The 22,729-nt window shown below is 49.1% G+C and carries 20 protein-coding genes and 1 pseudogene; 4 read left to right on the top strand and 17 right to left on the bottom strand.

Annotated features, from left to right (window positions below):
- Window positions 1-86: 86 nt before the first annotated feature.
- From CGZ75_RS02685 to CGZ75_RS02670, 4 genes are all read right to left on the bottom strand, one after another.
- Window positions 87-923, bottom strand: a complete 837-nt coding sequence (locus tag CGZ75_RS02685; RefSeq protein ID WP_089522749.1) for a carbohydrate ABC transporter permease — start codon at window positions 921-923, stop codon at window positions 87-89.
- A gap of 14 nt (window positions 924-937) precedes the next feature.
- A complete protein-coding gene (locus CGZ75_RS02680) occupies window positions 938-1,879 on the bottom strand; it encodes a carbohydrate ABC transporter permease (protein WP_089522748.1) in 942 nt (313 codons plus the stop codon).
- A gap of 62 nt (window positions 1,880-1,941) precedes the next feature.
- Complete coding sequence (locus CGZ75_RS02675; protein WP_245850675.1) at window positions 1,942-3,255, bottom strand: ABC transporter substrate-binding protein; 1,314 nt, start codon at window positions 3,253-3,255, stop codon at window positions 1,942-1,944.
- 305 nt (window positions 3,256-3,560) lie between these two features.
- Window positions 3,561-4,709: a GntR family transcriptional regulator gene (locus CGZ75_RS02670; RefSeq protein ID WP_089522747.1), complete on the bottom strand. Its 1,149-nt coding sequence runs from the start codon at window positions 4,707-4,709 to the stop codon at window positions 3,561-3,563.
- Between the two features lie 144 nt (window positions 4,710-4,853).
- Between CGZ75_RS02670 and CGZ75_RS02665 the strand changes: the two are divergent.
- Window positions 4,854-5,377 (top strand): annotated as a pseudogene (locus CGZ75_RS02665) (chloramphenicol phosphotransferase CPT family protein).
- A gap of 282 nt (window positions 5,378-5,659) precedes the next feature.
- Here CGZ75_RS02665 and CGZ75_RS02660 read toward each other — a convergent pair.
- From CGZ75_RS02660 to CGZ75_RS02630, 7 genes are all read right to left on the bottom strand, one after another.
- Window positions 5,660-7,354 carry a hypothetical protein gene (locus CGZ75_RS02660; RefSeq protein WP_089522746.1) on the bottom strand — a complete coding sequence of 565 codons (1,695 nt, stop codon included), beginning with the start codon at window positions 7,352-7,354 and terminating at the stop codon, window positions 5,660-5,662.
- A gap of 282 nt (window positions 7,355-7,636) precedes the next feature.
- A complete protein-coding gene (locus CGZ75_RS02655; RefSeq protein WP_089522745.1) occupies window positions 7,637-8,206 on the bottom strand; it encodes an SF0329 family protein in 570 nt (189 codons plus the stop codon).
- Window positions 8,207-8,358: 152 nt separating this feature from the next.
- Window positions 8,359-9,624: an adenosylhomocysteinase gene (locus CGZ75_RS02650; RefSeq protein WP_089522744.1), complete on the bottom strand. Its 1,266-nt coding sequence runs from the start codon at window positions 9,622-9,624 to the stop codon at window positions 8,359-8,361.
- 60 nt (window positions 9,625-9,684) lie between these two features.
- Window positions 9,685-11,334, bottom strand: coding sequence for a bacillithiol biosynthesis cysteine-adding enzyme BshC (bshC, locus tag CGZ75_RS02645; protein WP_176444650.1), 1,650 nt, complete (start codon window positions 11,332-11,334; stop codon window positions 9,685-9,687).
- Window positions 11,335-11,491: 157 nt separating this feature from the next.
- On the bottom strand, window positions 11,492-11,884 hold the full coding sequence (locus CGZ75_RS02640) for a DUF3397 domain-containing protein (RefSeq protein WP_089522742.1): 393 nt from the start codon (window positions 11,882-11,884) through the stop codon (window positions 11,492-11,494).
- Between the two features lie 17 nt (window positions 11,885-11,901).
- Window positions 11,902-12,897, bottom strand: coding sequence for a ketopantoate reductase family protein (locus tag CGZ75_RS02635; protein WP_089522741.1), 996 nt, complete (start codon window positions 12,895-12,897; stop codon window positions 11,902-11,904).
- 114 nt (window positions 12,898-13,011) lie between these two features.
- Window positions 13,012-13,656, bottom strand: coding sequence for an RsfA family transcriptional regulator (locus CGZ75_RS02630; RefSeq protein WP_089522740.1), 645 nt, complete (start codon window positions 13,654-13,656; stop codon window positions 13,012-13,014).
- 267 nt (window positions 13,657-13,923) lie between these two features.
- On the opposite strand from CGZ75_RS02630, the gene CGZ75_RS02625 reads away from it, so the two are divergent.
- Together CGZ75_RS02625 and CGZ75_RS02620 are read left to right on the top strand one after the other, a co-directional pair.
- Window positions 13,924-14,160 (top strand): DUF2626 family protein, encoded by a 237-nt coding sequence (locus CGZ75_RS02625; protein ID WP_089522739.1) that lies wholly within the window; start codon window positions 13,924-13,926, stop codon window positions 14,158-14,160.
- A 144-nt stretch (window positions 14,161-14,304) separates the two neighbouring features.
- A complete protein-coding gene (locus CGZ75_RS02620; RefSeq protein WP_089522738.1) occupies window positions 14,305-15,519 on the top strand; it encodes a hypothetical protein in 1,215 nt (404 codons plus the stop codon).
- Window positions 15,520-15,601: 82 nt separating this feature from the next.
- Here CGZ75_RS02620 and CGZ75_RS02615 read toward each other — a convergent pair whose 3' ends face one another.
- Together CGZ75_RS02615 and CGZ75_RS02610 are read right to left on the bottom strand one after the other, a co-directional pair.
- A complete protein-coding gene (locus CGZ75_RS02615; RefSeq protein ID WP_089522737.1) occupies window positions 15,602-16,807 on the bottom strand; it encodes an extracellular solute-binding protein in 1,206 nt (401 codons plus the stop codon).
- Between the two features lie 157 nt (window positions 16,808-16,964).
- The gene (locus CGZ75_RS02610) at window positions 16,965-18,296 is read right to left on the bottom strand and encodes a PhoH family protein (protein WP_089522736.1); all 1,332 of its coding nucleotides are present in this window, start codon (window positions 18,294-18,296) and stop codon (window positions 16,965-16,967) included.
- Window positions 18,297-18,417: 121 nt separating this feature from the next.
- Here CGZ75_RS02610 and CGZ75_RS02605 point away from each other — a divergent pair, with 121 nt between their 5' ends.
- Window positions 18,418-18,984 (top strand): YhcN/YlaJ family sporulation lipoprotein, encoded by a 567-nt coding sequence (locus tag CGZ75_RS02605; RefSeq protein WP_089522735.1) that lies wholly within the window; start codon window positions 18,418-18,420, stop codon window positions 18,982-18,984.
- A gap of 50 nt (window positions 18,985-19,034) precedes the next feature.
- Here CGZ75_RS02605 and CGZ75_RS25015 read toward each other — a convergent pair whose 3' ends face one another.
- The 4 genes from CGZ75_RS25015 to typA all read right to left on the bottom strand — a co-directional run bounded on the left by CGZ75_RS25015 (window position 19,035) and on the right by typA (window position 22,707).
- Window positions 19,035-19,199: a hypothetical protein gene (locus CGZ75_RS25015; protein ID WP_176444649.1), complete on the bottom strand. Its 165-nt coding sequence runs from the start codon at window positions 19,197-19,199 to the stop codon at window positions 19,035-19,037.
- A gap of 81 nt (window positions 19,200-19,280) precedes the next feature.
- Window positions 19,281-20,360: an LCP family protein gene (locus CGZ75_RS02600; protein WP_089522734.1), complete on the bottom strand. Its 1,080-nt coding sequence runs from the start codon at window positions 20,358-20,360 to the stop codon at window positions 19,281-19,283.
- A gap of 75 nt (window positions 20,361-20,435) precedes the next feature.
- Window positions 20,436-20,735, bottom strand: a complete 300-nt coding sequence (locus tag CGZ75_RS02595) for a YlaH-like family protein (protein ID WP_089522733.1) — start codon at window positions 20,733-20,735, stop codon at window positions 20,436-20,438.
- A gap of 130 nt (window positions 20,736-20,865) precedes the next feature.
- The gene (gene typA, locus CGZ75_RS02590; RefSeq protein WP_089522732.1) at window positions 20,866-22,707 is read right to left on the bottom strand and encodes a translational GTPase TypA; all 1,842 of its coding nucleotides are present in this window, start codon (window positions 22,705-22,707) and stop codon (window positions 20,866-20,868) included.
- Window positions 22,708-22,729: the final 22 nt, after the last annotated feature.

Raw genomic sequence — 22,729 nt, 5'->3', positions numbered from 1 at the left:
AACCCTGCGGTTCCGCTATGAAAAAGGCTGCCAGCTATTTTTAAGGGGCTCTTAGACAAGCCCCTTATTATTTACTTCCTTTCCGTTTAACCTTTTATTCCGCTGAATGTAATCCCTTGTATGAACGTTTTTTGCAAGAAGAAGTACAGAATGGCAATAGGCACAGTCATCATGGTGGAAACGGCCATCATCAATCCCCATTCCGTACCTTTTTGGCTTTGGAACTGCTGCAGTCCGAGTGACAGCGTGTAAGAATCTGGTTCTGTCAGGTAAAGCAGTGGGCCAATAAAATCGGTCCAAGCCGCCATAAATTGAAAGAGGCCTACAGCCAGCACTGCTGATTTGGCCAGAGGCAGCATGATCTGCCAATAAGTTCTGAACTCGCCAGCTCCATCAATTCTTGCGGCATCCTTCAGCTCGTTGGGGAGTCCCAAGAAAAATTGACGCAACAAGAAAATATAAAATGGAACACCGAAAAACGCAGGAATAATAAGCGGCAGCGAAGTTCCAATCCAGTCCAGCTTCGCGAACATCAGGAAGAGCGGAATCATCGTAACTTGCCCTGGTATCATCATGACCGCAATGGTAATGAAGAATAACGTATCTCTCCCCTTCCAATTGAATTTGGCAAAGCTGTACGCCACAAGCGGACTTGTAAGAACAACACCAAGCGTGCTAAGTACCGTGATGATAACTGTATTACTTAGGAATGTGAAAAAAGGAATATAATCTATGGCATCCAAATAGTTTTTCCACACGAAAGGGCTCGGAATCCACTGAGGAGGAAACGTATAGACCTGATCAAGCGCTTTAAGCGAAGTGGAAACCATCCATATAAAAGGAGCCAAAAAGAAAACGGAAGCGATCAATAGAAAAATTTGAGCAGCGCTCTTTTTTACCGTTTTATTTGTTTTTGCTGTCATATTATTGTTCCCTCCTACTCTCCTTGGTAGTGAACCCACTTTTTCGATGTGTAGAAAATAATCCCCGTCAGCGCTATTACGATAACAAATAGAATCCATGCCATGGCAGAGGCATATCCCATTTTAAAAAACTTGAAACCGTTATCATATAAGTACATGACATAAAACTTCATCGAATCGGCAGGTGTACCTCTTCCTCCTGTCATTGTATACGGAAGCGTAAACTGTTGGAATGCGCCGATAATGCCCATAACGAGGTTGAAAAAGATCACCGGCGTAAGGAGCGGAAGGGTGATGCTTCTCATTTTGTCAAACCAATTGGCACCGTCGATATCCCCCGCTTCATAATAGTCCTGCGGAATATCGTTCAAGCCTGCAAGATAAATGACGACCGATTGCCCGATTCCCCATAGAGACATCATGATTAGTGAAGGTTTGGACCAAGTTTCACTACCTAGCCAAGCCGGTCCTTGGATTCCGATGACATCCAGCATACCGTTCACGAGACCGAAGCCCGGATTGAGCAACCACATCCACAAAACTGCCATTGCAACAGATGGCACAAGTGTAGGCAGGAAAAAGATCGTACGGTATACGGACATACCTTTCACCTTCATATTCAGCAGCATCGCCAATCCTACACCGAAAAAAATGCTGAGAGGAACAAAAAATACAACGAAATAAACTGTATTATAAATGGACTTCCAGAACACCGTATCCGACATTAAGTCTTTGTAGTTCTGGAAACCAACAAATTCTCCTGGTTGCAAAATACCATAAGTCGTTAAACTGAAATACAAGGAAGAAACGAGTGGAATTAAAAAAAACACCAATAGTCCGATTACCCATGGTGAAGCAAATAACCAGCCATATAAAGCGTCGTCTCCCAGTTTTTTGTTCTTTTTTGCTTTTGCCTGGGGGAATATCGGCTCGGATACAACCTTTTCTTTAAGCATGGGCGATACCTCCTATTTGGTAGAAATAAAAAGGGGAGAACCTCTCTCCCCTGGTAAAAGCTTTATTGTTTCAGTGCCTTTGATACATTCTCATTTACTTTATCAAGAAGTGTTTTAGGGTCTTCACCGCGTGTAGCCAAATCTACTGCATTAGCAAGTTCATTCCAGTATAATGAGCCTTGCGTCATTACCGGACGTGCGTTAGAAACCGGCAATACCTCGATGAATTTTTTGAAGACGGGATGCTCTTTATAACCAAGCTTTTCATTTACGGTGTCGATGACGGAGAAATCACCCGAAATTTCACTAAAAATTTCCTGTCCTTCTTCACTAGAAAAGAACTTCATAAACTCCCATGCCGCTTCAGGCTTCTTTGAGCCTTTTGGCATTACTGTTGCCCAACCGCCGGACCATGTTGTATGGTTGTCACCTGTCGGAGTAGGTATAGAGAATACGCCATAATTCATATCAGGATTAAACTTCTCCGCTTGAGAAACGGTCCACGGACCGGAAACTTGCATGCTAAGCTGCCCTGTGAAAAAAGGATCCATTGTCGTTGTACCTTGGGAATCAGTAAACGATGCGATATCTTCGATGTTGTATTTTTTCGCATAGTTGGCGATCCAGGTCAAGGCTTCAACATTCTTTGGATTATTGGCGGTTACTTTTCCGGCAGTGTCCATAAACTCACCGCCGAAAGACCATCCCCAGCTATAAAACCAGCCTTGGCCATACCAAGGAATGAATCCGATTTGTTTAAAACGCTTGCCATCTTTAATAGTCAATTTTTCAGCTGCTTCTTCCAATTGTTGAATCGTCTTTGGCGGGTTTTCCGGGTCCAGGCCCGCTGCAGTGAAGTGATCCTTATTGTAAAAAACCAAACGTGCATCCGTCGTTGTAGGCATAGCATACAGCTTACCTTCAAAATTCACTTCTTCCCATGCAAAAGGATAAAATTTATCAGCATTTACACCAGAAGAAGCCGCATAGGAGCTAACATCAGTCAACGATCCTTGGGCAGCCCAAGTAGCAACTTCAAACCGATCAAAGTAAGCTACGTCCGGAGCATTACCGCCGGCAATAGCAGCAAGCAGCTTTTCGTTCTTCCCTTCGCCTTGTTGGGCAATATATACCGAGTTAATTTTGATGTTACTATTTTTTGCTTCAAAAGCTTTTACAACGGCGTCCATCGCTTCGGCGGTCAGATCAGTCATAGCATGCCATACCGTGATGGTCACTTTGTTGCCGGACTTGCCTGCATTTCCTGTGCTCGAAGAAGGATCTGTGGTTTCGTTAGAGCTGCAACTAGCCAACACTACGGATAGAATCAAGGTAAAGATGACCGACAAGAATGTTCTCTTTTTCATGGTTTTCATACCGTCTCACCGTCCTATAAGTTTTGGATGATGCAGAAAAAGAATGACCATTTTCAAACGTCATGCGTTACCCAAAAAAAGAATTGTAAGCGTTATCTTTTTCGGATAAAAAACTCCTCTCAGTTAACGACACAACCCATATCAAGTTATGTCATCTACTTTTTTCCATACTACATACCAATAAATGATATGTCAATATATCAATTAAATATTCCAAAACCGTTACGTAAAGAAAAAAGAGCTATGTGCTTGGCGCACAAAGCTCCTTCCGTTTGAACGATGAGTTATTACTATAACCCAACCTGTCAGGTTGATAATGAACGGGTTGACTGGCCTTCTATTAGCTTAAAATCCAACAATGTTTGCAGTGGGACTCCATCACCCTGAAGCTTCCCCATAAGCAACTCTACCGCTTTTTCCCCCATTCCGACTTCATCCTGACGGATATGGGTAAACCTAGGGATATCAAAAGGATCATCTGGACAATCAAAACAGACAATCGAATAATCATCGGGAACTCGTTTATTCAGCTGCGTGAGAATTTTGGTTAACATGATTGCCAGTTCGTATTCGACAACCACAAAAGAAGTAACTTCTGGATTTGCTGAGACAAATTCCTTTATCATCCCGGTATCTTGCTCCACAAGGGCATCATGTTGGCTTGCTTCTGAACCGGCTAGAATTGTACTTTTTAAATTAGTAATCAGATGCTCCGACCGCAGTCTTATACCGTGCTGAAGAAATGCTTGTTGAAAACCTTGAAGGCGATCATCCACCGTTGAGGTTAATTCGGGCGGAGGGGAGAGAAAAGCAATTTGCTTGTGTCCTTTTTCGAAGAGTAGCGTCGTTAGCTCCTGTGCCGCTGCTTTGTTGTCAGTCGATACGGTACTGGCAAGAATGCCTTTCAGATCCCGATCTACTATTACAGTAGGGAACCCGTCGAGGATCAGTTTAAGGAGCTTTCGGTTGTACTGTTCACTATTTACGGGAAAAGCAATTAGCCCTTTCACACCTAAGTGTATAAGAGATGCAATAGCTTTTTCCTCCTCCTCTATATTGCCGCAGCCCCGCTTTATAATAAGAGTTCCGTTTAACTCTGAAACTTTCTTCTCAATCGCATGCTGAAGTTTTAAGCCGTAACCAGTCCAATAATGAGGAAACAGGGCTCCAATCAGTAAACCTTGATAATCCAAAATGGACGGATGATTCTCATCCGCCTCCTGTTCCTCTCTATTAAGAAGCCTCTCGGTCACATAGGAGCCTTTACCGCGCACACGAACAATCGAATTATTGCTAGCAAGCACATCCAGCGCTTTTTTGGCCGTAATTCTACTGACATGAAAACGTTCAGAAAGCTCTTTTTCCGAAGGTACCTTATCTCCCGGCATTAAATTTCCATTCCTAATATCTTCCACAATCCCATTAAGGATCTGCTGATAGAGGGGCTTATTCATTAAATCTTCCTTCCGAACATTTCATGATATAACAACTATATCAACCTCAAGAAATCTCGTCAATAAATAAAAACTAAGGGAGGATTGCTTAATCACTATACGAATACCTTAGATATGACGGATTTTTTTGAAGGGATGATTAAATTGAAGCAAGGGTTAATCGTTTTTCTAAATGGAACTTCAAGTTCCGGAAAGACTTCCATATCTACTGAACTATTAAACCAAAATGAAATCTCATTTCATCATTTATCAATTGATAATTTTTTTAATGGAATGTTTCATGACTACATTGGTTTTGTTAACAGTATTCAACAGTTAAATTTTTGTCGGCAAATGGGATGAATGTAGTTGTAGATACAGTAAATGATACCGACGAGAGGTTTAATACATGTTTAAGTTTATTAATCGATCATCCTGTACTATTTGTAGGAGTAACTTGCTCGAAAGAGGAACTTATTAGAAGAGAACAACTACGGGGGGATAGAGAGATTGGATTAGCAATCTCACAGTATGATCAAGTTTATGGCCTTAATGAGTATGACATTGAGCTAAATACTGAAACCTTGAAACCTAATGAATGCGCCAATTTGATATTAAATTTTATTAGATCAAATCGTGAATACTCTGCTTTCAAGAAGTTAACTAAAACAAGTGTTAGTGTTTCATAGAAGCCCTATCCTTCAGATAACACCATGTTCACTCTTCGGGGTATTTGACAGAGTTCATTACGCTAACGCCGAACGATAGTTCATAGGGTAAAAAAAGAGGGGTTAATTTCCCCTCTTTACTATTTCTGCCAATACACCTCAACTATTAATCTTTCTGACCAACAGTGAGCAATACTCCACATATGTGGAGTGCCTTGTGTGAACAAGCCATATACACTATGCCCAAACAATAAAATCAGGACTAATACTTGTAGTTATCAATGAGTCCAAGTTTTTCCCTTATTAATCCACTAATGGAATGGAGTAGAACACCCGGGATCCATTGCTGTTGGTATACCAGACCATTTTATCTCCACTAATGATTGGCTTGCATTCAGATAATACAAAATTCTTAATGGTTTGCATGTCGCCGGTGGCATTCCCATTCCCATCAATAAGTACATATTTCAGGTCACCTGGATTATTATTCTTATCGAATTCCTGCCAGAGCACAATCATCTTGTTGTCTGTTATCTTTACCAGCGTAGGTATGGATGCGATAAAATCACTGCCTACATATTTAGCCAAGATAATTTCGTTAACTGCAGAGCTTGCCTTTGGCAATACCCTTAGAATGATATCCCGCTGATCTTTTTCCAAACCGACCATCTCATAAGAGGTATAATCTCTGACACGCGAATGGTCAATGGTATTCATTGCAACGATATAGTTATTCTGCGACATCTCGAATCCGCCAATAGAAACGCCGGTGGCATTGGCCCCGATTTTACCCGGAATATTAAACAGGTCTACCTCACTGTAGTTGGTTCCGTCTCCTTTGTTCATTACGATCGAACGTGGATAAGCGTCACCGTGATCTACAAGGACATGATTATTGCCGTCAAACAGCACATATTGATCGAAGGAATGGCTGACATGATTTTTTTGAAACTTTCCCAAATCATTGGTTACTGTCATGGAAGATGTATTCACTATAATCGTAAGCTGGGATTGATGATTTAATCCATCATCTGACGTGTATCTGGTACGTGAGGTGTGAAATACAAGCGTATTCCCATTCTCTGCCATCCGTCCAGAACCCGCATCAAAAGGTTCTACCGTATAGCTCTCCCCACCTTTGATAGAGACGCTGTCGATCCGATTAAAACTTTTATCATAACGGACAATACGAATTACTTCTTTATTATTGTCCTCTTCGCGGTTTTCTTGTCCAAAGGCAATATAATTATACTGCTCACCGCTAAAAAATCCGCCGAACAGCGGAAGCTCATTTGGTATGCTTTTATTAGCAATCCATTCGAATTTATTGTTATACGTTTCAATCACAACCTCTTTGTCTACATCAATGACACTAAAGGTCCCATCCTTATTCTCTACAAGATATGATTTAACTGTACTCTTCCATCTCGGAAAATAAGAAGTTGCAGCGTTACTCTTCGCTTCAGTTACCGTCTTTACCCGAAAAGCATTGTCCGGAGTTTGAGAGGACATGGATATCTTATTGGATTGAATGTCATATTCAAGTTCAAATGGAACTAAGTCGGCTAAATCTCTCAACTGAAAATAGTTGTTCCCATCAATATTGTATGCAGTAATCAGCCGCGGCTGCCCGTCAACCCTAATTTTCGAGGTAGAGATCTTAGCTGTATAGGTTCTGCTGGGACTATAATATACCGAGTTTTCTTCAGGCTCAGGAGTATACGGCCGTCCTGTTGTAATCTCAATAGCGTTGCTCTTATTATTCCAAGACGCGTCGAATTGACTGGTCGTACCCGAGAAATTCTTGGCTACGTCACGCAGCCTATAATAATTACTCCCTGCAATATTAAATCCGTAAACTTCCTTTTCTTCTCCATTAAAATAGGTACTGCTTTCCGTCACCGTAGCCTTCACTGTATTGTCAGCGTAGGTTGTGCCGCTAAGCATCGGTGCAAACATTACTACAATGAGCAATAAACTAAACATCATCCGTTTCATTTTTCGTCTCCTCAATCAAATAAAATTCTCTTAAGTCACTACTATTATTTATCGTCCAACACGCTCCACTCTCTGAATTAATTTGCTGACCTTGCAAAAAATAACTATTGACTGTGTGCGGGCCAGTTACCTATAACAAAATAGGGACGTGAATAGCTCACGTCCCTAACTGATCTGTCCAAGCGATATACTCAGCTTCCAGCAGCTTCCGCGCTGTCATTAATTGGTACGAATCATTGTACACCAAAAACCCCTAATTGGAGGTAAATGAGCTATTTATTTTCATATCATACTAAGCCGTAGTTCATAAAAATACTGCACAACTGGATGTTTTAATTCCATCTTCTCGGTCATGTTTAAAATTCTTCTTTTTCCAACTCGTCTGTCCACCAAAGCTAGAATATTCAATAAGATATCATTGCTCTCTAAGCTTTCGTCTATTGAAATAGTTAAAAACTTATTAGCTACAACGACAAAATTTGATTTACTTAACGATGACTGAGCTGCCAAAAGCTCCTTACCATATTCTGATATTTTTCTATTTCTTGCAATTATTTTTAGACGATCCTCGGGAACTGTCCCCTTCGTATCATTTCTGACCGCTTCAATTTCCTCATTGCTGATAGGAATTCGGATATCCGAATCATTCTTAATTTCCAGCTCCGTCTGATACCATCTGATTAAGGTAGTTGGATCACTCATATTGAGTATGTTCTTTTTATCTACGGTAATATAACAATTTCCTGCTTTATCGGGTAAATAACTGTAGCTAGTTGCACGGTATTCAACCCTTCCATGTAACGCCGGACAGAGAAAGCTCTCCAATTGTTGTTTCAGTTTGCTCCAGGACATGTATCCTCCTATGTTATATGTTTAAAAAGCAGAGCAATGGCGATTTCTCGCCTTGCTCTGCTCTGTTTCCCGTAAGCTTGTATAGGACTGCCTTGTCTCGATCTTTCACAGATCAGAAGCCGAACCCCACCCCATACGGCCGGGCCTTCGTCTTACGAAGACCAGCTATCCAAGTAAAGGACTTGCTCCTTAGTCAGCGAGTCGATGCCAATGCCGAGCGCCTCCAGCTTAGTACGCGCCACGTATTCGTCAAGCTCGTACGGCACGCTGATGACGCCCGCTCCAAGCTCTTCATAGTTATCATTGACGTACTTGAGGCCTACGGCCTGCAGCGCAAACGTCATGTCCATGATCTCGGCCGGATGTCCGTCGCCTGCTGCGAGATTGACGAGTCGGCCCTCTGCAAGCACGTAGATGCTGCGTCCGTCATGCAGCTTGTATTCCTCGATGTTTTTGCGCACCGTGCGGATCTCTTTTGTCAGCTCAGCAAGATCTGGTTTACTGAACTCAACGTCGAAGTGACCCGCGTTCGCCAGGATCGCTCCATTTTTCATAACAGGGTAATGCTCGCCGTTGATGACATACTTGTTGCCCGTCACCGTGATGAACATATCGCCAAGCTTCGCTGCCTCCAGCATCGGCATCACCTGGAAGCCATCCATATAAGCCTCTACAGCCTTGATTGCATCCACTTCGGTAACAATGACATTAGCGCCGAGACCCTTCGCCCGCATCGCAACCCCTTTGCCGCACCAGCCGTAACCAACAACAACGACGGTTTTGCCCGATACGACGAGATTCGTCGTGCGAATCAGACCGTCCCATGCCGATTGTCCGGTACCATAACGGTTGTCGAACAAATGTTTGCAGTAAGCGTCGTTAACTGCAACCATGGGGAACTTCAGCATGCCTTCCTTATGCAGCGCCTTCAGCTTGATAATGCCCGTTGTTGTTTCCTCGGCGCCGCCGCGCAGATTTTCCATCAAGTCAGGGCGCTCGGAGTGAAGAATCGTCGCAAAATCCCCGCCGTCATCAATGATCAGATCAGGTTTGCACTCCAGGGCGCGCACCATCAGCTCTTTGAATTCCTTCGGATCAGGATTGTACTTAGCAAAAACGGTAATCCCGTCCTCAACAAGCGCAGCGCAAACATCATCCTGTGTGGACAGCGGGTTGCTGCCGGTAATCGTCACTTCTGCACCGCCGGCCTGCACAACCTTGGCTAGATAAGCCGTCTTCGCTTCCAGATGAAGGCAGATAGACACTTTCAGTCCCTTGAAAGGCTGCTCCTTTTCGAACTGCTCACGGATCTGGTTCAGTACCGGCATATGCGCCTGTACCCATTCAATTTTAAGACGGCCTTCCGGTGCCAGGCTCATATCCGCTACGATGCTTGTTTCCTTTGAATTTACGCTCATTATTCTGCCTCATTTCTTGTATTGACTCTGCTATATCACAATGGCGGGTATCATGCCAAATTATAACCTAACTAGCTTATGCCCGCCGCAAGGTTCGTATTGCTCCAGCTGCAGCCGGTCTAGCCAGCCCCGTCCGTACCGATTCAAAAAGTAAATCGAAGAAAGCATCCGCTCCTGCGGTCTGCCTTCCGGGGCAACCGACAGCTCCAGCGCAGCGATCCGGTCCAGCATCGTCCGCTCCCGCGTCTCCAGTGCTTGGAGCGCCTTGACCTTAAGGTATTCCGCTTCGCGGGCGATGCGCTCCCAATTAGTCCGACCGAGCTCCTCAAGGCCCCGTTCCTGGTCTGTCGCCAGCAGCAATGCCGGTTGATAGGCCTCCCCCATAGCAGCAAGCGCATCCTCGAAAACTCCGCAGATAACAGCCGCTCCTTGGCGGTCCAGAAACTCCTGCCTGCATCCGTCCAAGCCTTGCAATACCTGATGGAGCGACAGCGAGAACTCTTTCATGGCTTTATCGGCATGGGGTTCAAGCAGCGTGAAGCTAAGACGAGGCGTAATGATCGGCATTTCCATCCCGAGTGTCCGGAACGCCTCTTCAGTCTGCGCCCAGTAGGCAATCTCGCCAGGTCCCAGCACCGTAGACAACACCGGGAAAAGATAATCCTGCATGAGCGGCCGGGTCAGCACATTATTGCTAAGCCGCTCGGGGCTGGAGTCCGCCAGCTCAAGCAATTCCTGCTTACTAAGCGAAACGAGTCCTCTGCGATCGCGGAACCGCTCACCGCTGCGCTGCAGCAGGAGCCGCTCCCCCACTCTCGGTCCCTCGGCGAACAGGAACAGATTTGCTCCGTCCTCATCAACTTCCACTTGCGGCTTATAACCGAGCTCCTCCACCCGGCGAGTAGACCGGGTATAGGCCTGGGACAGCTCCTCCGAGGACTCGATGATCCGCTTGAACATTGGCCCCTCCACTATGCGGAGATGCGGATTATCCGCTTCCGCCAGCAGCAGACCACTATCCGCGAACAGACGGGATAACATAGCAGCGAACAGCTCCGTCAGCGTATTGCAGCCGGTAGCAGCCTCGCGGAGCTCCTTCAGCAGCTCATGTTTGTGCGGACTGTCAGCCAGTGCTGCTTCGAGCTCCGCGATGGCGTTCTCAACTGCTTCCGGCCCCAGTACAGTACGGCTGACTGATGTCGCCGGCCCAACTGGCCGAGCGACGCTCAACCGCGCCAGCTCCGGTTTTGGACCGGCAGACGGTAATGAGGTGACGCTCGCCTCCGCCCAGTCATGATCCTCGCCGGCAATCCAGAACACGGGAACAACCGGTACCCCCAGCTCACGGGAAGCCGTTGCAGCAGCCTGAATAATCGTTACCGCTTTGTACAGGATCATCAGCGGTCCTGTCCAGAGAACGGCCTGCTGTCCGCCCACTATGACCGGTGCGCCATCCGCAAGCAACTGCAAATTACGCTCAGCAGCAGCGGATAGGCCGAAGCGCTCTTGGAACGAGCGCAGCGCCTCCGCCCCCTTCCGGCTGTCCGCTCTGTTGACAGCAGAGTCTTTTAAATATATAAGCCGCCGCTGCCAATGCTCCGCTACGCTGGGATGATACCCGAAAAGCTGTTCCAAAGCGGGATTTTTACGTTCTATGTACGTATCAGCAAGAGGCTGCCCAAAAGGCAGATCCAATTTATTTATTAGCATGAGTGAAGTCGACAACCTCCCCGCAACCATTCCATCTATCGCTACGATTGTACACAATGACGGAACGACCGTCAAAACCGTAACTAAAATTATAACAGATAGATTCCGGATGGGGAATGAGCAAGCAGTAAGTCTTTCCCGCCTGCTCTAAATCCGGCTATAGTCGGAAAATATGCTGAGTAATGCTGGTAGCCATGAGTACGACATACATAAGGCCCATAATGAAAAAGCCCGCCCGCCACACGGCCCGAATTATTTTGACAGTCTCGACCTTGCCGCGCTTGCGGTATTGAAGGTTACCGATGAATCCGCCTCCGAGCAGCATCAAGAGCAAGATGCCGTATAAGCCGAAGGAATTGGTGAATATCCGGTTGAACAGCACTGCTACGATGCCGATCAGCAGCAGCGTCGTTACGTCCATTGCATGGCGAAATGCTTTTTTGGCGTCGCCTGTTACCAGCTTGCTAATCCCGTACACAGCCGCAAAGGGCACGAAGGGAATTACCGCCAGCAACGCATATACAGTTTTTAAGCTTTCCCAAAGGACCATCGCTACACCCGCCCTCTCTAGCCGTTCAAGGGTTCAAGCGCATTCACCATCTCGGCAACAGCCTCATTTAAAGGAGCTTCCATGCCAAGCTGCCTGGCCAGTCCGGCCACTGCTCTATTGATGCTGCCGATCTCCGTCTTCCGGCCGGCCTGAACGTCCGCCAACATCGAAGATGTATTGAGGGCCGTCTTACGGCATACGTCGAGCAGCCTGTCCCACTCCCCACCGGTCGCTTCCATCCCGGCCCGCACGAGAATCGCCTCGTTCTCGCCATGCAGCGCTTCCATTAACACTCTGCCTTGAGAATGCTGCGGAAGCTCGCCGTTGCGGATGCCGTAGATCGCCGTAAGTGGATTGATAACAGCATTCAGTAGCAATTTATGGTAAATGCGATTTCTCATGTCATTCGACAGAAAAGCCGGAATTCCTGCATCGCTCACGCACTGCTGCCATCTCTCCAGCAACGGATCCTCCTTCTGCCCGGGCTCTGTGTCAAAGGGACCCTCCTGACGCGCCGCTCCTGCAGTGACCGGCGCCGGACCATAATACAGCTCACCTCGCCCGGTATGCGACACCGTGCCGATGTCCTCGCGCCGCGCTCCTTCGCTGGTGACGCCCGCATACAGCCGCACTCCCGGCAGCGCAGCGGCTAGCCGCTCCAAATGGCCAATCCCGTTCTGCAGGCATAGCAGGCTGTCACCAGGGCGAAGCAGCACTGCAAGCTGACGAAGCAGCTGCTCATCAAGAGCGGTCTGTTTCACGGTCAGAATGAACCATTGTGCCCTGTGCTCCCTAAGTCGTTCCAGAGCCGGCTTCGCCGCTTCCTCCATGGAAGTGGCTTCAACGAGAGCCATCTGTTCCCCTTCCGCGCTGAGAAGCCGGATTCCATCCTTGGCGAGCTTTGCCGCCTGCTGCCTCGTGCGCGTCAGCATCTTAACCTGCGTCCCGCCAAGGGACAGCATGGCGCCATACAGCATGCCAATTGCGCCGCCGCCGATAAAGTTCACCTTCATCGCTTCTCCTCCTTTATGGTGGCATTGTACCAGATGTTGCGCATATACGGACACAGCGCATAAAAAAACAGCAGCATGCGCCTTCACCTCAGGCGGTCATGCTGCTGTTTTTTTCTACTCGATGCGCTCTAGATTGCCGTTCGCATCCATTTTGAAGCGGGGCCTGAGCTCCTCTTCCTCGTTCAGTACGGTAAGCCTTCTCGCCCGATCCATAATCTGAATGAGCATCTTGTAATCGTCATTCACGGACTGGTAGTCCAGCTGAGCATGGCTCGCTTCGCGGGATAACTTGTCGTTCATCTGCCGCAGCCCGTAAAGCTCATCTTCGCGCAGCTTCAGCTCTTTTTCCAAACGACTGATCTGACGCTGTAAGTCGCTGTATACGGTTTTCCACTGCTTCAGATAGCGGATAACGGCCTCGATCGCAATTGCGTCCTCGACGAATCCTTGATCCTGGTACTTCAGCGAATCCGTTTCCTGTTCAGCAACCGCGGAGATGTGGGAAGCGACATTCGTCTGCTTCTTCAGGTAATTCCGCTTCTGCCTTTGTTGCTTGGCTAGTTGAATCGCTTCTTCGTAACGCTTACGTACGCAACTGTTCCAACGAAAACCACAAGCTGCCGATGTGCGAGCAATCCGCTCGCCTACCTCTTCAAAGGCCCCGAGCTGCGTTCCACCTTCACGAATATGTCTTAGTGTCACCTCGGCGAGAATCAAATCATCGTCCGGGCTCCATGCATCTTGCCTGACTGCTGTCATGCTTGCTACAACCTCCTAACGTAAACGCGCTTTCTTCCACTCTATGCCCTCCCAGGAGTTCATAGAATCTATTGATACTAAAATGTATATCCATTTTTCTCATGGCTCATACATATTGCGTTAATCGATGGGCAAGGATAAGAGCATAGGCTCGACCAAAGCTTAATTTTAGAGCGCTTGTCCCAGGAAAGCGGTTTACAGTATTTGACCGAAACGCTATAATGTTCTTTAGCATACATCAGTCAGAGTGAGAGGGGGATTCGTTTCATGGCTCGCATGTTTCGCGTACTCGGCTTCTGGTGTCTTGTAATCGCCCTCATGGCTTTTGCAGGGCATATGACCGAGTTCTCGCTGCTGTTTTTCTTCCAGGCTGTTGCCTTTTTCTTCTTAGGCTACCTGAACTTTACCGAACGTACGTACATACTGATGTTCTGGGCTTACATGATCTTGACGTTCCTGGGCTTCAGTTATTGGACCATCTTCGAGATGGACGTTCCTTTCTAAGACATCGGGCCGCGATAGCGGGTACAAGTTAAGAAGAAGCACAACAACCGTCGGGCAACTGCCCGGCGGTTGTTTGCATTCCGGACGTTCGGGCGGCATAGGGTAAAAGACAACCGGACAAGAAGGGAGGAGCCTACACAACCAATGCCGACTACATTTCCCGGCCGGATGCTGGCAGCGCTTGTCTCTCTCCTTCTATTGTTGCCTTATCCGCCCGGCAGTCCTCATAATTCTGCAACAATCGGTCTGGCCTGGGCGGAGCCAGTGGGAGCTGGAGAATCTGCACAAGTTATGGAAACTACACAAGCTGCAGAGCCTTCGGAAGCTGGAGAATCAGCACAATCAAATGTAGCTACCGATCCGGCAGCATCGGACCCAGACCAGCAGCTCCTGGAAAAGAGCCTCAGCATCCTTGAGATCAACCAGGAGCTAACACGGGTCCAAACTCGTAAAGACGATCTTCAAAAACAGCTGTCCTCTTCCCGGGAACAGCTCGCGGAGCAGGAATTACTGCTTGAGAAGCGCAAAAGCAGAGCTGGAGCCGCCCTATCCGATTATTTTATGGGCAAGCAGGAGCGAACGCTGGGAGCTTTGTTCCATACTCGCAGCCTGAGCGATCTGCTCCGCGCCCTTGATCTAATCGATCTAATGGCACGGGGCGACCGCCAAGCGATTACCGACTACCGTAGTCGCGCCCAGCAGCTCCGCTCCGGTTATGCCGTGCTGAAGAAGGACCAGGCAGCTCTGCTCCAGATAGAGCAGACGCTCCTCGCACGGCGGCTTCGCCAGCAGACATTGCAAAGTCAGCTCGAGGAAGGGATAGACGGAAGCAGCGATCCAGAGCAGCTTCGCGGCCAAATCAACGAGCTGCAGCAGCTGTGGGAATCAGAAGGCCGCGATAAGCTCAGAACTTACTTCCGTGCTCTCTCCAAAGCGATGAACAAGCTGCCGGATTGGTTGAAGGACCGCCCGAATTATTTGAAGCTCGATAAGAGCGGCTACACCCTCACGCTGCCGGATGAGGCACTGAACCAGTTCCTACAAGAGCAGGATCCCTCTCTTGCCGGGTTCAGCTTCCGCTTCGAGCAAGATAAAGTCGTGGCGGCAGGAAGCGAAGATGGCCTGCGCGTGGAGGCGTCAGGCAAGTATGAAATCGTGGAAGAGCCTAAAAACGGCATCCGCTTCCGAATTTCCGAGCTTAGCTTCAATGGTCTGAAGCTGCCGCAAGAGACGATTGATGAGCTGGAGCAGTCCTTCAATCTGGGCTTTTATCCAGGCAAAATCATCTCCTTCTTGAAAATCGACTCCGTCGATGTACAGAACCGCAAGCTAGTGTTAATCTTTAAACTCTCGTTCTAAATCAATAAATCAAGCCAAAGAGGGTGACCCCACGGTTGCGGGGTCACCCTCTTTGAATTGTACGCGGCGAAAGCTAGGAAAATCAGCCCTCTAGATGCTCGTTCCAACTAACAGCAAGCTGCTGAGGGCTCATCCCGCCCCCGGAAGCCCAATACGCCAGCCATAGTGGTTGAAAGGCTGCTGCTTGCTCTGGCGTAAAGCCCTTAACCGCATGATCCTCTTGGAACAGAGGCTTCTTCCAGGCCGTGGGAGGGCGCGAGCCCCCTGCAGTAACGGATTCCTCCGTATACAGACCAGGATCGGACGGCAGCTTCCCTGTGGCGCGGTAGAGACGCTCCTGCGCTTCGCTGCTCGTAACCGCTGCGATCCAGGAACCGGCTGCTACAGAGAATTCCGTGTCCGAGGAAATCACGAAGCTGAATTCATTCCGCAAGGCTGACCCGCCCGCAGAGACGAAAGCCAAATCCGCCTCAAATACATCCGCCGATTCCCAATAATAAGACCAAGGCACTACCGCCGATAAGCTGCGGCCTTGCCTCACCTGCTCCATCGCTTCCGCAGGAGTTGCTGTTACAGACAGCATCGCAGCCCCTTGCACACCTGGTGTCAATGCGGCTTGGAGCAGCGCTGGGTCCGATGAAGCTTGCTTGCCATGCCAATACTGCAGCCAAGCCAAAGCCTCAGCTCCGTTCTGTCGGCTGACCGTAACAGCGGAGCGCTCGGGATACAGCCCCATTAGCCTTTGCATATCGGCCCAGTCCACAGGCCAATGCTGCAATTTTGCCTTTTCCAGCAGCTGCCGGCTCCATATGAGCACCACGGGATCCCCAAAAGCCTGCGTTCCCCACCAATAGCCCCTCCATCTCAGATCGCGCGCGAACGAATTGAATCCCGACTCGTTCGCCTCGCCGTTACCCGAGGAGACCAAACCATCAGCAGGCAGGAGCTTACCAGACGAGGCCAAAGGAATGACCCGGCTGTTCTCCACCATTCGAACATCGAAGTCTTGACCTCCATCGCTGGAAATCGATTGACTCAGAGTCACCTGCCAGGAAGGATGTTTGCCCTCCCACTCCTCACTTAGCTCATTCAGCAGCTCAAAATGTTCCTGGTCTCCGATAACGCTTACAGACAAACGTGCGGGAAGGCGATCTTTCTCCCCTTCCATACTTTGCGCCGTTCCTCCAGGGCTATCATCCGGTGGCTTAGGCAGCAGAGTCGTCGGGGCAGGACCTTCCTGCACAAGCAGCAACAGAGCCCACGCGACAAGTATGCCAGGAAGAATCATCCATTTTTTACGTCCCAGGCCTTTCCCTCCTTGCTCACGCTCCCCTTCTCTATTTCTTTATCCTAACAAAATAAGCGGGACTTGTCTTCCTTGACTTCGCAAAAAACAGGTCGAAAGCTTCAATTTACTGAAGCCTTCGACCTATCGCCTCGCTTTGTTATAACAAGTCTGCTGCTAGCTGCGCCAGCTTGGAGCGCTCTCCCTTTTCCAGGTTGATATGCCCGCTCAGCTCTTCTCGCTTAAAGCTCTCCACAATATGGGAAAGACCGTTGCTCATGGAATCCAGGTATGGATGGTCAATCTGCTCAGGATCTCCCATTAGCACGATTTTACTGCCCTCGCCTACGCGGGAGACAATCGTTTTGACCTCATGCCGGCTAAGATTTTGCGCCTCATCAATAATGATGAATTGGCCTGGAATGGAGCGCCCGCGAATATAGGTCAGCGCCTCGACCTGAATACTACCGAGCCCCATCAGAATTTTCTCAATGTCACCGGACTTTTTCGTATCAAAAAGATATTCCAGATTATCGTAGATCGGCTGCATCCATGGTCGCAGCTTCTCTTCCTTCTCCCCTGGCAAATAGCCAATATCCTTGCCCATTGGGACGACCGGACGGGCGATCAGCAGCTTTTTGTATTTATGCTCATCCTCGATCTTGAGCAGCCCTGCCGCCAACGCCAGCAGCGTTTTTCCGGTGCCTGCTTTGCCGGTGAGTGTGACGAGCGGAATATCATCGTTAAGCAGCAGCTCTAGCGCCATGCGCTGCTGTGCATTACGCGCGGTAATGCCCCAGACCGGATCATTGCTAAGATATAGAGGCTCCAGCCGGGCACTGTCCTGACTGACCTTAAGCAACGCGCTTTTGGAAGTTCCCAGCTCATCTCGTAAAATGATGAATTCATTGGGATGCAGGCGAGACGAGAGCTGCAAGCTTTTGACACTGAGAAAACGATAGGAATAAAACTCGTCGATGATTGACGGATGAACAAACAGCGTCGCCGTGCCGGTATACACATCCGACGGCTCGACCAAGCGATCCGACAAATAGTCTTCCGCCAGCAAGCCCAGCACATCAGCCTTGATGCGAACCAGTACATCTTTACTGACCAGCACAACATCGCGTCGAGAGCCTTTTTCCTCTTCTTCGATATGATAATTCAGGGCCACGGCCAAAATTCGATTGTCGTTGGACATATCCCCGAACATTTCCTGAACACGCACAAAGCTACGATGATTGAGCTCCACACGGAGTATGCCGCCTCCTGGCGTTGGAATGCCCTCATGCAGGCGGCCATCCTCTCTCATCCCATCCAACAGCCGAGACACATGCCTGGCATTGCGACCGAGCTCATCGGCCAGCCTCTTTTTGGAATCGATCTCTTCCAGCACAACAGCCGGGATGATCACCTCGTTGTCAGCAAAGGCAAAGATCGCTTGCGGATCATGAAGCAGCACATTCGTATCCAATACGAAGAATTTAGTCATGAAGTAATCCCTCCTGGCGCCGAATAATTCCGGAATTCTCCAACATAACCCTTCCGGAACAGGGACAAGCTAGATGTGGTTGTGCAATCCAGAGATCGACGGAAAGGACAGGTGTCCCACAATGAAAAAGTGGCTGCTTGCAGCAGTAGTTCTTTGTGTTATGACGGCGGGCTGCGGTACGATCGCAAACCGAGAGAATTCTCCTTCCCCCGCTGAGAACCAGCGGTTACGTGCGAACCAAACTAATAATGGAGCGGAAAAGAAGCTGGACTCCGCCCAATCAGCTAAGCGGCTCGAGGATCTTGCCTCCCGGGTGGAGGGGGTTAAAAGTGCCCACTGTGTCGTCGCCGGCAATAAGGCCGTCGTCGGCATCAACGTCGGCGAGAGCGTTGACCGCTCACGCGTCGGTACGATTAAATATGAGGTAGCTCAAGCGCTGCGCAAGGACCCGCTCGGCGTCAATGCTGTCGTTACGGCAGATATGGACATCAACCGCCGATTGACTGAGCTTGGTGAGAACATTCGTGCCGGAAAGCCTATCCAAGGATTTGTCGAGGAGATGGCGGACCTGACGGGCCGCATCATGCCTCAGCTTCCTGGTAAGGTGCTGCCTAAGCCGGAAGTTGGTAAGACCCCAATGCCGACATCCTCACCTGCACGTCCAATGCCTGCCGGTATGAGCCGATAAAGTCCCGCAAGCGCATAAGAAGCCTGGCGACCTCATCGGTCGCCAGGCTTCTATAGGTTTAACATAGGAAGGACATAGAGAGACATGGAAGTACCGCCCTTGCCGCTTAGAGCAGGCTTGGACAGGTTGATCTCATGACGGGACGCTACAGTTACGGAGGTCTCACCCATCGCAGAACTGCGCTTTACGAAGCGAACCCAAGCGTGCTCTCTCATCCAACCTACCTCCCGGGAGTCAGAATCCATTTTTGCACTTCGTAGCTGTAGTATAACATACGTATGCTAGACCAACTACGGTCATTCGCCTAGTTTGGCCTGCAAGGCTTTCTTTGCTTTCTCAAGCGCAGACTCGTCCACATAAACATAGGGACTACGCCAATCTCCCGTCAGCGGAATAAATTCAATATCCCCGCTGCCAATCCCAAAATAAGTCGTCAGCATCGCCCGAATCTCGGATTCTGGCATATCGGTGCGCATATTGTCTCCAACCGCTCCAAATACTTTGCCGAGTCGAATAATGCCTGGAATAGACTTCATCTTGGTCGTTATGGCGCCTATAACTTGCTCTTGACGTTCATTCCGCTCAAAATCGCTGCTCATGTTTTTGCCATCGTTGGATTTACGATAACGGACAAAACCCAGCGCATCTTCCCCGTACAGCGTCTGAACTCCTTTTTTCAGATCGATGCTCGTACCACCGGGCTGACCGGCATGGTCATCGTATCTCATATCCATATCGACATTGACCTTAACTCCGCCGAGCGCATCAACTACATCCGAAAAACCCTTGAAGTTAATTGTCGCCGCATAATCGATTGGAATATCAAGGTAGCTGCCAATGGCATCCTTCATCCCAAGCTTACCTTGGCGCTCCGCCGCTTCCTGGCTAATTCCCGTTTCCTTGGACTTCGCGTTTCGGATGAAGGCAGCATAATAGCTATTCACTTTGCGCTGCTTATATCCTTCAACCGGAACTCTTGAATCCCGTGGAATGGAGACAACAACGGCGCTCTTCGTCTGCGGATTAAAAGCGGCAACCATTATCACGTCGGTATTAAGCAGTCCCGTGTCTCCGCGAGTATCAAGTCCCATCAACAGCATTGCTGATGGCTTACTACGCACCGATTGGGCAGCCGAAACTCCCTGCTCCCCACTGCTGATTTGGTCGAGCGCCTTATTGGCATCATAGAGCAAATAAGCGCCAAATCCGACACCGGCCAAAATAACCACAACGAGCAAAGTCATCATACGCCTAAACCAGTAAACCGGCTTTGACTTTCTTTTTTTTCCTGGTTTCGCACCTTTGGTATTGCCGCTTCCGGCATGCCCCCGATCCTCACGTCTTCCGCGAGGTGGATAGTCGTTCCCTCTATTCATGCGTTCTCCTTCTGATCCCATGCCTTATTTCGGACGGCGGGCCAGCCCATCAAAGTGTCCAGTCAGCAAGGGCTCTCAGCCCTTAGAGGTATCTCCCTGCTGCTGTCGCTTCGCTAAACGCTTGTCATTAAACTGGCGAATCCGCAGCAGGAACATCATCCCGATGGCGACCGCCATACACTGAAGAATGGGCAGCTTGTCTATTTGCAGTACGAGCAATACGCCTGAGCCGAATGCCATGACGAAGTAGACCAAAATCTCCTTGAGCAGCGGTAGGCGCTGTTGCGCACGGAACACTTTGTTGAAAATATAAATGACGCTGGCCAGAATCAGGATATACGTTACAAGCGGATGGTCACTGAGCCAATCCTGCATCCCTGTTCTCCTCCTCTAAATTGTGGGCTAGAAAGCACAGTCCGATATATGTAAAACGAGTAAGCGGCGCATTTGGCTGTCGGCCGGAGGGCCGGCGCCAAACCGCCGCTTATGGAAAGCAATTTTTTAATTAAACGCCGGCTTGTGAAGTTTTACGCTGTTTCTCTGCACGCTCGCGCTCGCTCTTGTTGAGCAGCTTTTTGCGCATGCGGATCGATTTTGGCGTAATTTCGCAATACTCGTCATCGTTGAGATATTCCAGAGCCGCTTCGAGGCTGTACGAGCGCGGCGTTTTAAGGCGCACGGTCTCGTCTTTCGATGCGGAACGAATGTTAGTCAGTTGTTTCTCTTTACAAATGTTGACTACGATATCTTGATCGCGGTTATGCTCACCAACGATCATGCCTTCGTAGATTTCAGCACCTGGCTCTAGGAACAGAATGCCGCGATCTTCTACGCCCATCATGCCGTAGAAGGTAGAAACGCCGTGCTCCGTTGCAACCAGTACGCCTTGATGACGTCCGCCTACGCCAGAGCCCGCAATTGGACCGTAGCTGTCGAAGGCATGGTTCATGATGCCATAACCACGCGTCAGCGTCAGGAACTGGGTACGGTAGCCGATAAGGCCACGTGCCGGGATGATGAACTCAAGACGAACTTGACCGCTGCCATTGTTGACCATGTTGACCATCTCAGCCTTGCGTGTTCCAAGGCTTTCCATGACGGCACCCATGCTTTCCTCTGGTACGTCGATCAGCAGGCGCTCGTAAGGCTCTGATTTTTGGCCATCAATTTCCTTGATGATAACCTCAGGCTTGGATACTTGCAGCTCGTAACCCTCGCGGCGCATATTCTCGATCAGGATGCCAAGGTGAAGCTCGCCACGACCGGATACAACGAATACATCCGGGCTGTCGGTGTCTTCAACGCGCAGTGCAACGTCGGTCTCAAGCTCTTTGTACAGACGCTCACGAAGTTTACGGGAAGTAACCCATTTACCTTCGCGACCGGCAAACGGGCTGTTGTTGACCAGGAAAGTCATTTGCAGCGTTGGCTCATCAATTTCCAAGACAGGCAATGCTTCCGGCTTGGATGGATCGGCAATCGTCTCGCCGATATTGATATCCTTGATGCCTGCGATTGCAACGATATCACCTGCTGCCGCTTCTTCAACCTCGATGCGCTTCAGTCCTTGGAAACCGAACAGCTTCTCGATGCGAGCTTGCTTAATTGCGCCCTCGCGGGTCATAACCGCGACCGGCTGACCTTGGCGGATAACGCCACGGTTCACACGGCCGATGGCAATACGGCCCATATATTCATTGTAGTCGAGCAGCGTAACGAGGAATTGCAGCGGCTCTTCCACATTCTCTGTTGGATGAGGAATATGTTCCACGACTGTCTCGTAGAGGGCTTCCATGTTATCGTCTTGCTTTTCCACGTTGCGGCTGGATGTGCCCATAAGCGCGGATGCGTACACGACTGGGAACTCCAATTGGTGGTCGTTCGCGCCGAGTTCGATAAACAGGTCAAGCACTTCGTCGACAACGGCCTCAGGGTTCGCGTTCGGACGGTCGATTTTGTTCAATACAACGATTGGCGTCAAATTATGCTCAAGCGCCTTACGCAGTACGAACTTAGTTTGCGGCATACAGCCCTCAAAGGCATCAACGACGAGCAATACGCCGTCGACCATCTTCATGATGCGCTCAACTTCTCCGCCAAAGTCAGCATGTCCAGGGGTATCCACAATGTTGATGAGGTAGTTCTTGTAGTTGATAGCGGTGTTTTTGGCCAGGATTGTAATGCCGCGCTCCCGCTCCAAATCATTGGAGTCCATCGCTCTCTCGTGCACGACCTCGTGGTCTCGGAATGTACCGGACTGCTGAAGCAGTTTGTCTACGAGGGTTGTCTTACCATGGTCAACGTGCGCGATAATTGCGATATTGCGAATGTTCTCTCTTGCTTGCATAACTTCTTATCCACTCCATCTT

The sequence above is a fragment of the Paenibacillus herberti genome (assembly GCF_002233675.1).
Classification (GTDB): domain Bacteria; phylum Bacillota; class Bacilli; order Paenibacillales; family Paenibacillaceae; genus Paenibacillus_O; species Paenibacillus_O herberti.
Note: the sequence above shows the minus strand (reverse complement) of the source record. Positions and strands in the feature narration are given on the sequence as shown.

What these genes read in the sequence shown, in the direction of transcription:
- typA (WP_089522732.1), bottom strand. Translation starts at nt 22,707, where the DNA reads ATGCAAGCAAGAGAGAACATTCGCAATATCGCAATTATCGCGCACGTT.
- bshC (WP_176444650.1), bottom strand. Translation starts at nt 11,334, where the DNA reads ATGCTAATAAATAAATTGGATCTGCCTTTTGGGCAGCCTCTTGCTGAT.
- CGZ75_RS02600 (WP_089522734.1), bottom strand. Translation starts at nt 20,360, where the DNA reads ATGAATAGAGGGAACGACTATCCACCTCGCGGAAGACGTGAGGATCGG.
- CGZ75_RS02675 (WP_245850675.1), bottom strand. Translation starts at nt 3,255, where the DNA reads ATGAAAACCATGAAAAAGAGAACATTCTTGTCGGTCATCTTTACCTTG.
- CGZ75_RS02595 (WP_089522733.1), bottom strand. Translation starts at nt 20,735, where the DNA reads ATGCAGGATTGGCTCAGTGACCATCCGCTTGTAACGTATATCCTGATT.
- CGZ75_RS02605 (WP_089522735.1), top strand. Translation starts at nt 18,418, where the DNA reads ATGAAAAAGTGGCTGCTTGCAGCAGTAGTTCTTTGTGTTATGACGGCG.
- CGZ75_RS02650 (WP_089522744.1), bottom strand. Translation starts at nt 9,624, where the DNA reads ATGAGCGTAAATTCAAAGGAAACAAGCATCGTAGCGGATATGAGCCTG.
- CGZ75_RS02635 (WP_089522741.1), bottom strand. Translation starts at nt 12,897, where the DNA reads ATGAAGGTGAACTTTATCGGCGGCGGCGCAATTGGCATGCTGTATGGC.
- CGZ75_RS02620 (WP_089522738.1), top strand. Translation starts at nt 14,305, where the DNA reads ATGCCGACTACATTTCCCGGCCGGATGCTGGCAGCGCTTGTCTCTCTC.
- CGZ75_RS02640 (WP_089522742.1), bottom strand. Translation starts at nt 11,884, where the DNA reads ATGGTCCTTTGGGAAAGCTTAAAAACTGTATATGCGTTGCTGGCGGTA.
- CGZ75_RS02615 (WP_089522737.1), bottom strand. Translation starts at nt 16,807, where the DNA reads ATGATTCTTCCTGGCATACTTGTCGCGTGGGCTCTGTTGCTGCTTGTG.
- CGZ75_RS02670 (WP_089522747.1), bottom strand. Translation starts at nt 4,709, where the DNA reads ATGAATAAGCCCCTCTATCAGCAGATCCTTAATGGGATTGTGGAAGAT.
- CGZ75_RS02685 (WP_089522749.1), bottom strand. Translation starts at nt 923, where the DNA reads ATGACAGCAAAAACAAATAAAACGGTAAAAAAGAGCGCTGCTCAAATT.
- CGZ75_RS25015 (WP_176444649.1), bottom strand. Translation starts at nt 19,199, where the DNA reads ATGAGAGAGCACGCTTGGGTTCGCTTCGTAAAGCGCAGTTCTGCGATG.
- CGZ75_RS02630 (WP_089522740.1), bottom strand. Translation starts at nt 13,656, where the DNA reads ATGACAGCAGTCAGGCAAGATGCATGGAGCCCGGACGATGATTTGATT.
- CGZ75_RS02625 (WP_089522739.1), top strand. Translation starts at nt 13,924, where the DNA reads ATGGCTCGCATGTTTCGCGTACTCGGCTTCTGGTGTCTTGTAATCGCC.
- CGZ75_RS02655 (WP_089522745.1), bottom strand. Translation starts at nt 8,206, where the DNA reads ATGTCCTGGAGCAAACTGAAACAACAATTGGAGAGCTTTCTCTGTCCG.
- CGZ75_RS02680 (WP_089522748.1), bottom strand. Translation starts at nt 1,879, where the DNA reads ATGCTTAAAGAAAAGGTTGTATCCGAGCCGATATTCCCCCAGGCAAAA.
- CGZ75_RS02660 (WP_089522746.1), bottom strand. Translation starts at nt 7,354, where the DNA reads ATGAAACGGATGATGTTTAGTTTATTGCTCATTGTAGTAATGTTTGCA.
- CGZ75_RS02610 (WP_089522736.1), bottom strand. Translation starts at nt 18,296, where the DNA reads ATGACTAAATTCTTCGTATTGGATACGAATGTGCTGCTTCATGATCCG.